Genomic DNA, 9,420 nt, shown 5'->3' with positions numbered 1-9,420 from the left:
GCCGGAGGCCGCTCCCCCATGATCGGGAAGCGGCCTCCGGCAACTCGCCACACGGCCAAGGGAGTTGTGAGGGGGTTCCGGCCGGACCTCACGCGACTCCCTCCGATCCGTCCCCCTCGGAACTCACCGCGCGCAGCCGCGGCGCCGACGCGGCACCCCCCTGCTTCAGCTCCGGCTCCAGCCACCTGTCGACCGCCGTCCGACCACGGTTCCCACGGTCCGGCATGAAGTGGGCGTAGATCCGCAGGGTGATGTCCGGCGACGCGTGCCCCATCCAATGGGACACCGAGATCGGATCCTCGCCAGCGCCGAGCTGGACGCTCGCGTAGGTGTGTCGCCAGCGGTGGTGCATCATCTCGCGCGAGGCCTCCCAGCCCCACCGACCTTTCGACTTCTCCTTGTCGCGCTCGGCAATCAGCCCGGCCGCTGCGAGGGCCGGCTTCATCGTCCGGTCGTTGAAGGTGTTCGGGTTCATCCGGTTCTTATGCCAGGTCGTCACCAGAAGCGGCACGGTCGCCTCGTCCTTTCCATCATTGCCCGGACCCAGCCACGGCAACTTCGTCTTCACCGACGGGAACCGATTGCCGTGAGCGTCGAGGAACCTCAGCAGCGTGGGCGAGAGTGGGACCTGCCGCTCCTTGTCGCCCTTGGGCAGTTTGAAGAAGGGCTTCGTACCGTTCTCCCACAGCAGCTGGCGACGCACGTTCAGCACCATGAGCTCGCGGTCAATGTCCTCAGGGCTGAATCCGAAGCACTCCCCCTGCCGCTGACCGCTGAACATGCCCAGATCCGCGATGACCTGGTACCGGTCCGGCATGGCCGTGCGGATCGCGCGGGCCTCGGTCCTGGCCCAGGCGCGCGCCTTCGTCCCCTTGCTCGTGGTGGGCCGCACGCCCTTGTCCACGCTCTTGCACGGGTTCTTCGCGATGCGCCGGCCGACTGCGGCCTTGAAGATGCTGGACAGATGGTTCCAGATCACCTCGATCGTGGCGGGCGCGAGGCCGCGGCCCTTGAGCTCGCGCTTCCAGTCGATGAGGGCGTCCTCGTCGATCAGGTTCATTGGCGTACGGCCGAGCTGACTGTCGACGATGTGATTGAAGATCTTCGACTTCATGGGGCCGGCGGTGTTGACCGGGTCGTCGCGCTTGGGCCACCACTCGTCTGTGACGTAGTCGCCGAGGAGGATCTCTCCGTCGCGCTCGTCGACGAACTCGTGCTTCTTGACCGCGACGATCGTCGCGGCCTTCCAGTCTTTGGCCTCCTCCAGCGTCTCGAAGGACCTCTTCTTGACGCCGGGGATGCCGCAGACCCGGTACCGCATCGTCTTGGAGCCCCAGAGCTCGGTGCGTTCGCGCTTGCCGGTCTTCGGGTCCTTGCGCTTCTTCAGCCAGCGGTCCTCGATCCATCCTGTGGACGCCACGGCCAGCCCTCCCCTGCGAGGTCGTTGAGGCGGACCTCCAACAGGCGTTCCGTGACGCGCAGTTCCGCAGCAGCGGTATGCGGGTCACCGGCCCATTGGGCGACCTCGGCAAGGTCCGAGATGGCTACCAACTTCCTGGATGCTTCAAGGTCGGCGCGCCGTTCTTGCCGGATCCGCGCAAGCGGAGTGGAGCATTCAGCGTCATCTGCCAGCGCGTGTTCCAGCTCATGTGCGAGGACGCATCGTTCCTGCACCTCGCTGAGTCCGGAGGCGATGACGATGCGCTGGCGGTCGCGACACCAGGCTCCCCACGTATCACGCAGCCACGTCCGGATGACGACGATCCCGAGATCGTCCAAGATCGCGGCTGGCGCGTAGTGGATACCGGTGGATAGCAACTGAGCTGCGGACATGCGCCCCCCAGGGAAATGGACGGGTGGGAAGCGCGTCAGATCGTCATGTTTACCTGATCACACACAGGTACGGGAAGGAAACAGTGGGAAATATTTCAACTGACTTCACACGGTGCTGAATCCGGGCACCACGGGACAACCGCGACGCGCAGCAAGCGCATGGATCGCGGCAGGGGGTAGACCGATGCGCCGCAGAAATGGTTGTACAGGTCAGTCGTTCGAGTTGAGCGCGTCGTTGATCCGGGCCACGTCGTCGACCGGCACGCCCTCGCCGGCAGCGTGCGGACGGTAGGCAGCAAGGGCGTACGACCGACCGTCCGGAGCCACTGCGGAGAGGATCCGCTGGACGAGCTGGTCGAACTCGTCACGGAGGCCTGACGGAGCGCCGAGGCCGGCCGCGGTCCGGCTGAATTCGTAGACCGTCGGCACGAGTTCCAGCAGGTGAGCACGGGGCGACTCTTCAGGAGCGGGCCGTTCCGAGCGCTGCAGGACCACACTCGGGTCCTCTCCGGCGAGGATGCGGTCCGCCCAGCCGGGCAGCCATCCGAGGGCGGCGACGGTCGGTTCCAGCGTCGGCGGCTTGTCGCCCCGCTTCGGGACCACGCCGCGTTCCAGACTCCCGATACTCCGGTCACTCGCCTGCCCGCCGAGCTTGGCGACTCGGGCCGAGAGCTGCTTGAGGGAGAGACCCTGCCGTTCTCGATCCGCGCGGATGGCGCGGCCGAGCACTGCCCACATCTCGGGGGCGTACTTCATCTCGGTCTCCGCTCGCTCCGCAGGCAACGTCAGGCAACGTCCGGAAACAAAGTACCCCCGTGGCGCGCCGCTTCAACAGACGACTTCGGGCCTCTGACCTGCCACTTCGTAATCTTTCCTAATCTTTCCTACACATCACTTGCATCACTGCTGGATCTTTCCTAATCTTTCCAGCGTGAAGGCGCAAGGAGAGATCATCCGGCGCAGTCGCGAGGAGTCGGGCTACGGCCTGCGCGAGTTCGCCAGCCACATCGGGATCTCTGCCTCGTACCTGTCGCGAATCGAGACCAACCAGGCCAGACCCAGTCCGGGCGTCGTGAAGCGGATCGCCGTACAGCTGCGATCCGCACGGGAGACCCGGGCTGCCATCGCTGAGATCACACGAAGCGAAGACGAGGCAACTGATGACACCCCCGGCCGAGAGCGAAAGCTCCCCCCACCTGAACGTGGCCGAGCTGGCCGCGCGATGGAAGACCACGAAGACGGCGATCTACGTCGCACGTCACCGCGGTAAAGCCCCCCACGGATTCAAGCGCGGCCGAGCTGTCCTGTTTCCGCTCTCCGCGGTCGAGGCCTTCGAGGCCGAGCGGCTGGCCGGCGACAAGCCGTCCCACCGCGGCACGACCACCGAGCACCGGCCCGCCGAGCGCACCGCCCGCCGCGGCCGCGCCCGCCAGGCCCGTGCCTGACGCACAGACGAAGGCCGCCCCGGATGCGACCCGAAGCGGCCCTCTGCACAACCCGAAAGCCCTCTACAGAAAAGGAGATTCGACTGTGTCTTCCCAGGCTAACGCCAAGATCAGTCGACCGGGAGGCTCGGTGACCGAACTGGTCGCCCGAGCCGCTGCAGGCGACCGCGACGCCTTCGCCACTCTGTACAACGAGTTCCGGCCCCAGGTGTTCACCTACCTCGACCGGCGCACCATGAACCGCCCCCTCGCCGAGGACCTGACCCAGGACGTGTTCCTGCGGGCCCTGAGCCGCCTGGAGACGTTCCACGCCGAGCGCGGCGGTGGCTTCGGCGCCTGGCTCATGACCATCGCCCGGAACATCCACCTCGACTACACCCGGTCGGCGCGGTTCCGTCTGGAAATCCCCGTCGGCCAGATTCGGGATGTGGACGAGAGCGTGCTCTCCGCAGAGCTGACCGCGTTGCGGGAGCTCGACATCGTCGAGGCGGTCCAGACGACGGTCGTCGCGCTGAAGTCCCTCACCGTCTCCCAGCGCGAGTGCGTGCGGCTGCGGTTCGTTGAAGGGCTGTCGTTCCCGGAGATCGCAATCCGCATGCACAAGAACCTGAGTGCGACCAAGACCCTCCAGTTCCGCGCGGTGCACACCATGCGGCGTGTCCTCACGGACCAGGCGGTGTCGGCATGAACAAGAACCTCCCCCAGGCAGTCCGCATCGTCCGTGCGGCGCTGGCCTCCAGCGGTAGCGACCCAGCAGCCGCCATCGTCCACGCCCTCGACGGCGCGCAGCTGCTCGTCGACCCGGAGCGTTCGTTCGGCGCAGTCCTTCGGCGCACGCCTGCCGGTGACTGGGCGCGTGAGCACCAAGCGCACCCCGAGGGTCCGGAGCTCTCGCAGCCCTCGGCGCCGGTGGAGCAGCCGGAGCTGACCGAGTTGGAGCAGCAGGCCCGAGCGTGGGACCAGTCCTGCGAGCGAGCCCGCCGCGTCGCGGACGTCATCCAGCGCCAGGTCGGCTCGCACCCCTCGTACCAGAGCGTGCAGTTGGACGGCGACCGCGTCCTGGTAGCCCTCCACATCACGAATCAGGCCCAGTGGGGCGAGTGGCGCCGGTACTTCGGGGTCCAGCACGACACGGAGACCGCGCTCCCCTACATGGTCCGCGGCGACGGTTACCGGGATGGTGTCCGGGTGTCGGTCGTGGCGTACGACCTGCCGCAGGCCCGGACGCTCGCGACGGAGATCGCGAAGGCTCCGTACGAGCTGGACGGGATCGTCTACGACCTGGCGCGGCCTCAGCGCGACGCTGGCGGTGACGTCTGGTTCTACCAGGGCGTGCGTACGGCGGACGGGATGCCGTTGCTGTCCGTCGACGGACGTCCGGAGCGCTGCACGCTGGCGAACGTCGCCTGCCTCAACGGGCCGCTGACGCCCGTCACGGACACCCCGTCACCGCAGGCCACGCCCGTCATGACGGGTACCGAGGGCGGTGAGCGCGCATGAGCGAGCCGATCCGTGACACCGAGACCGCCGTCCGTGAGCTTGGAGCTATCCCAGTCCCCGGTGGCGACGCCACCCCGCTGACACCGGAGCAGCGCGCCAAGCTCTCCGAGCAGCTCGGGGACGCGAAGCCCGCCACCACCGGACTCCTGCTCGGCTTCGGGGACGCCGTGCGGAACCGATGTGAGCACGAACACCCAACGTGGGAGGACCTCTACTGCATGAACCTCTCCTCCTACATGGGGGAGCGGATGGCGCCGGTCCTGCGCCGCCTCCTCGACGCCGAGGCGGAAATCGAGCGTCTCAGTGAGCTGGAGGCCGCACCGACCGCCGTCTACCGCGCCGAGCACCCGGACTCCGGCATCGTCCTCGGCCACTACGGCACCGAGGCCGCGGCCCGCGCGCACTGCGAGGCCATGAGCCGGCGTGACATCCCGGGCGCCGCTCTCGACTGGATCGAGGACGACGAGGACCGCGTCGCCGAGCTGGTCGCCGCCTTCGGCGAGGACGAGCGGCCGACCGGCTACATCGTGACCGCTCTGGAGCTCGACTCCGAGTACGACCCGGAGGCCGCCGAGTGAAGCGACGTCGCCACCACGGCAAGGAACGGACCGCCAACACCCGTACGTACGTTGTCCACTCCCGCAACCTCTACGGGCCCCTGGAAGGCAGCCAGTTCGCCACCAGCGACCGGCGGAAGGCCTTCAGCGAGGCGCGACGGCACGCCAAGTACGGCCGGCTGATCAGCTTCACCCACCACCTCGGCGGAGGACGGTGGGAGGACCTCACCGCCTCCGTGACCGACCAGCCCGCGGACCGGATCACCCGGACGTTCGCCGCCGTGCAGGTCCTACGCGGGGAGGTCACCGCCCCGTGAACGCCTACAGCAAGGCCCACCAGGCCCTCACCAGCGGTCAGCCGCTCAGCGAAACAGACGCCGCGGCCCTCCTCGGCGAGCTCCGCACGGAGTTCGGCCAGGAGCTCGCGGACGCGGTCGAGCAGGCCGTCGAAGCGCAGTACCGACCGGCTGAGGCCGACAGCAGCAGCGCGGTCCGTGTGAAGCGCCACAAGCTCGGCGCCGCGATCCGCACCGTCAACCTCGTCCGCCAGTTCGCCACGAACCCTCGCGGCTTCACCCCGCCCACCCAGCGCGACCCCCGGAGCACCTCATGAGCACCTTCACCTTCGCCCCGGCGACCCGCGAAACGGCCAAAGCCCGCATCGCCGTTCAGGGCCCCGGCGGCTCCGGCAAGACCAAGACGTCCCTGCGCATGGCCGAAGCACTCGCGGCTGGCGGTCTGATCGGCGTGGTCGACTCCGAGCGCGGCTCCGCCCTCAAGTACGCCCCCGTGCCCGGCCGTCCGGACATCGAGGCGCACGAATTCGTCCACCTGCCGATGGCGTTCTGCTCCCCGGAGAACCTGATCGCCGCGGTCAAGTCAGCCGAGGAGGCTCGCCTCGCCGTCCTGATCATCGACAGCTGGTCGCACTATTGGGCGGGCAAGGGCGGACTCCTCGCCCGAGTCGACGAGGAGTCGAAGAAGGCGGGGAACTACGGCGGCAAGTTCACGGCCTGGGGCCCGGTGAACGAGCTGGAGCAGGACATGCTCGACGCGCTGCTCAACTTCCCGGGTCACGTGATCGTCACCATGCGAACGAAGAACGAGTACTCGATGGAGGGCAAGAACGTCACGAAGGTCGGCGTCAAGACCGTCCAGCGTGAGGGGGCCGAGTACGAAGTCGACGTCGTGATCGACATGGTCGCCGGCACCGGCACCGTCACCAAGACCCGGTACACGGCTCTGAACGGCGCCTGCGTCCACCACCCCGGTGAGGCCTTCGCCGAGGCGATCCTGGAGCAGCTCGGCCAGGGCGTCGACCCGGTGCAGGTCATCGTGGACGAGCTCATCGCCGACGGTCTGACGTATGAGAAGGCGCTGGAACTCCACGGGCGGGCCAAGGGGCGGAACCTGCTCGGCGCCGACCTCATGCACCCGAAGACCGGCGCTCCCGCGAAGCTCGGGCCCGTCATCGTCGAGTACGGGCAGGCCGTCAAGCCCGTCACGACGGGCGTCACGAGCCCGCCACCGCCCTCGTCGGCCACGACCGCCGGGCAGGCCGACGACAGCCGCCCGGCGGAAGAGACCCGCGCCGCGCCGCTGGACCCCCCGGCCGACCCCGGGCAGGACCAGGGCCCTACGCCCGTCACGGCCCCGCAGATGCGGATGATGCACGCCTGCTTCACCAAGGTCGGCCTCGGCTCCAAAGACTCCCGCGAGCACCGACTGCGCGCCACCGCTCTGATCATCGGCCGCCAGATCGGCACCGCGAACGAGCTGACCAAGGACGAGGCCCAAACCCTCCTCGACACGCTCACCAACTACGGCGAGCGCGGCGAGACCGCAGCCTCCGACTTCGCCGCCATGGTGCGTGGCCTGGAAGACGCTGCCCGGGAGATCGCCGAGCAGGACGCCCGTCGCTCCGTCCCTCAGCCCGCCTGATTCACCACTGACCGCGGGCCCGCCCCTACCCCTCCCTGGGGCGGGCCCGCACCCCAGAAAGGAGGTGCACCCCAGTGGTGAATCCGACCATCGAACAGGCCGAGGCGATCGACTCGTACGGCGACGGACTCGACCTCGTCCTCCAGGCCGGCGCAGGCTGCGGCAAAAGCGCAACGCTCCGCATGATTGCCCAGGCTGACGCGCGTAGGCGCATGACCTACGTCGCCTACAACTCGGCCATCGCGTCCGACGCCCGCCGCAGCTTTCCGTCCAACGTCATGGCCAAGACCGGCCATGGCCTGGCCTTCGACCCCAGGTACGGGCAGCGGCTCGGCCGCCCGCGCCAGACCGCCCACCAGGCCGCGCAGGCCCTCGACGTCCGCTCGATCCTCGGCATCATCGGCGCGACGCCGACGATCCTCACGGACCTCGGCGGCATGAAGGCCATGACGTCCAAGATCATCATGCGGATGGCCTTGGACACCGTCACCCGGTACTGCTACAGCGCCGACGACGAGATCATCCAGAAGCACATCCCGCATTACGACGGCCTCAAGAAGAACCGCGGCGAGGTCGTCAAACTCGTCCTCCCCGTCGCCCGCGCCGCCTGGGACGACCTGAAGAACGACGACAGCGTCCTCAACCTCGCCCACGACCACTACCTGAAGATGTGGGCGCTCTCGAAGCCCACCATCCCCACAGACGTTGTGCTGCTCGACGAGGCACAGGACACCAACGACGTGCTCTCCGCCGTGCTCCTGGCCCAGGAGCACGCCCAGCGCATCGCCGTCGGCGACTCCGCCCAGCAGATCTACAGCTGGCGCGGCGCGAACGACGCGCTCGAAGGCTTCGTCCACGAGCTCGGCTGCCCGGAACTCACGCTCTCGCAAAGCTTCCGGTTCGGTCCGGCCATCGCCGCCCGCGCCAACGAATGGCTCCGCCTCATCGACGCCCCGCTCCGCCTCACCGGCTGGGAGGCCGCCGAGTCCACCGTCGGCCCGCTCGACGTCCCGGACGCCATCCTCTGCCGCACCAACGCAGGCGCGATGGGCATCGTCATGGAAGGCCTCGCAGCCGGGCGGAAGGTCGCGCTCGTCGGGGGCGGTGCCGCCATCAAGAACCTCGCGTGGGCCGCCGAAGCCCTCCAGGGTGGTCGCCCAACCGACCACCCCGAGTTGTGCGGGTTCGCGTCCTGGGACGACGTCCGTCAGTACGCGGCCGAGGAAGACAGCTCACTCGAAGTGCTCACGAAGCTCATCGATGAGCACGGCCCCGCTCGGATCGTCGCCGCAGCGGACGGACTGGTCTCCGAGCAGCAGGCCGAGCTCGTCGTATCGACCGCTCACAGATCCAAGGGCCGCGAGTGGCCGGCGGTCCGCATCCACGGCGACTTCCGGGCCCCGAAGCCCGACCAGTCCACCGGTCTGGTGATCCTGCCGCGCGAGGAAGCCCGCCTGGCGTACGTCGCCGTGACCCGGGCCCGCGAGCAACTCGACGACACCGCCCTCGCCTGGGTGTCGACCGTGACGGCGGTGCGCGAATGAAGCTCCAGAACCGCCCATCCCACCGCGGTGTCCCGGTCGGACGTGAGCGCGACTGGATCCCCGTCACCACTCTGTCCGTCCCCACCGTGTGGATGGCCACCCCCGACGGGCTCGTCTGCTGCCTGGACTTGGTCGCCGTCGAGCTCGCGGTGAACGGCCGCCGTAACGGCTGGAAGCTCACCGCGCCCGAAGCGGCCTATGCGGCGGATCTCCTGCGCCAGCGGTGTCAGGGCATCGAGCACCACACGATCGCGAAGCTGCTCGGGGTCGACTACAGGGCCCTCGATCGTTGGTTTCCCAGCGCGGACACTCCGCTGCACGACGCGCTGAGCCGAGCCCGAGACCAAGGCCTTACCGAAGCAGCCCGCAAGGCGGCACTCAAGGCCCCGCCCAAGCCGCTCGCGCGATGCGGAACGTACCAGGCAGCCCGGCGACACAAACGCAATCGGGAGCCGGTGGACGAGCTGTGCCGCAAGGCCAGAAGGGCCGCGGACCGCCACTACAAGCAGCACAAGACGTACATCGGCGCCCCCGAGTTCTTCGAGTGACGCCCGTCATGACGCCCCGTCGTATACCCGCCAGCAGCTGAGAAGGAGCGTG

General features: G+C 68.5%; 13 protein-coding genes. 10 read left to right on the top strand and 3 right to left on the bottom strand.

All coding sequences use genetic code 11. The annotated features are described in order from the left end of the window. Positions 1–88 precede the first annotated feature (88 nt). From IE278_RS15290 to IE278_RS15280, 3 genes are all read right to left on the bottom strand, one after another. Complete coding sequence (locus tag IE278_RS15290; protein WP_189772612.1) at positions 89–1,420, bottom strand: tyrosine-type recombinase/integrase; 1,332 nt, start codon at positions 1,418–1,420, stop codon at positions 89–91. Next, positions 1,384–1,833: an ImmA/IrrE family metallo-endopeptidase gene (locus IE278_RS15285; protein WP_189772610.1), complete on the bottom strand. Its 450-nt coding sequence runs from the start codon at positions 1,831–1,833 to the stop codon at positions 1,384–1,386. Before IE278_RS15285 ends, IE278_RS15290 begins: the two co-directional genes overlap by 37 nt. Before the next feature lie 210 nt (positions 1,834–2,043). After that, a complete protein-coding gene (locus IE278_RS15280; RefSeq protein ID WP_189772601.1) occupies positions 2,044–2,589 on the bottom strand; it encodes a hypothetical protein in 546 nt (181 codons plus the stop codon). 175 nt (positions 2,590–2,764) lie between these two features. On the opposite strand from IE278_RS15280, the gene IE278_RS43180 reads away from it, so the two are divergent. The 10 genes from IE278_RS43180 to IE278_RS15230 all read left to right on the top strand — a co-directional run bounded on the left by IE278_RS43180 (position 2,765) and on the right by IE278_RS15230 (position 9,368). Then, the gene (locus tag IE278_RS43180; protein ID WP_189772600.1) at positions 2,765–3,103 is read left to right on the top strand and encodes a helix-turn-helix domain-containing protein; all 339 of its coding nucleotides are present in this window, start codon (positions 2,765–2,767) and stop codon (positions 3,101–3,103) included. Further along, positions 2,994–3,278 (top strand): helix-turn-helix transcriptional regulator, encoded by a 285-nt coding sequence (locus IE278_RS15270; protein ID WP_246570331.1) that lies wholly within the window; start codon positions 2,994–2,996, stop codon positions 3,276–3,278. The genes IE278_RS43180 and IE278_RS15270 overlap by 110 nt, the downstream gene beginning before the upstream one ends. An 85-nt stretch (positions 3,279–3,363) precedes the next feature. After that, positions 3,364–3,966 carry an RNA polymerase sigma factor gene (locus IE278_RS15265; protein WP_189772599.1) on the top strand — a complete coding sequence of 201 codons (603 nt, stop codon included), beginning with the start codon at positions 3,364–3,366 and terminating at the stop codon, positions 3,964–3,966. Beyond that, complete coding sequence (locus IE278_RS15260) at positions 3,963–4,778, top strand: BN159_2729 family protein (RefSeq protein WP_189772598.1); 816 nt, start codon at positions 3,963–3,965, stop codon at positions 4,776–4,778. The genes IE278_RS15265 and IE278_RS15260 overlap by 4 nt, the downstream gene beginning before the upstream one ends. Next, complete coding sequence (locus IE278_RS15255) at positions 4,775–5,356, top strand: hypothetical protein (RefSeq protein WP_189772597.1); 582 nt, start codon at positions 4,775–4,777, stop codon at positions 5,354–5,356. The genes IE278_RS15260 and IE278_RS15255 overlap by 4 nt, the downstream gene beginning before the upstream one ends. After that, positions 5,353–5,652, top strand: a complete 300-nt coding sequence (locus IE278_RS15250) for a hypothetical protein (protein ID WP_189772596.1) — start codon at positions 5,353–5,355, stop codon at positions 5,650–5,652. Before IE278_RS15255 ends, IE278_RS15250 begins: the two co-directional genes overlap by 4 nt. Then, positions 5,649–5,948 (top strand): hypothetical protein, encoded by a 300-nt coding sequence (locus tag IE278_RS15245; RefSeq protein ID WP_189772595.1) that lies wholly within the window; start codon positions 5,649–5,651, stop codon positions 5,946–5,948. The genes IE278_RS15250 and IE278_RS15245 overlap by 4 nt, the downstream gene beginning before the upstream one ends. After that, the gene (locus IE278_RS15240; protein ID WP_189772593.1) at positions 5,945–7,276 is read left to right on the top strand and encodes an AAA family ATPase; all 1,332 of its coding nucleotides are present in this window, start codon (positions 5,945–5,947) and stop codon (positions 7,274–7,276) included. The genes IE278_RS15245 and IE278_RS15240 overlap by 4 nt, the downstream gene beginning before the upstream one ends. A gap of 74 nt (positions 7,277–7,350) precedes the next feature. Continuing rightward, positions 7,351–8,820: a UvrD-helicase domain-containing protein gene (locus IE278_RS15235; RefSeq protein ID WP_213089727.1), complete on the top strand. Its 1,470-nt coding sequence runs from the start codon at positions 7,351–7,353 to the stop codon at positions 8,818–8,820. Then, positions 8,817–9,368, top strand: a complete 552-nt coding sequence (locus IE278_RS15230; RefSeq protein ID WP_189772591.1) for a hypothetical protein — start codon at positions 8,817–8,819, stop codon at positions 9,366–9,368. Before IE278_RS15235 ends, IE278_RS15230 begins: the two co-directional genes overlap by 4 nt. Positions 9,369–9,420 lie beyond the last annotated feature (52 nt).

Source organism: Streptomyces tauricus, from assembly GCF_014650955.1.
Lineage (GTDB): Bacteria > Actinomycetota > Actinomycetes > Streptomycetales > Streptomycetaceae > Streptomyces > Streptomyces tauricus.
This window is presented reverse-complemented; position numbering and strand designations above follow the sequence as displayed.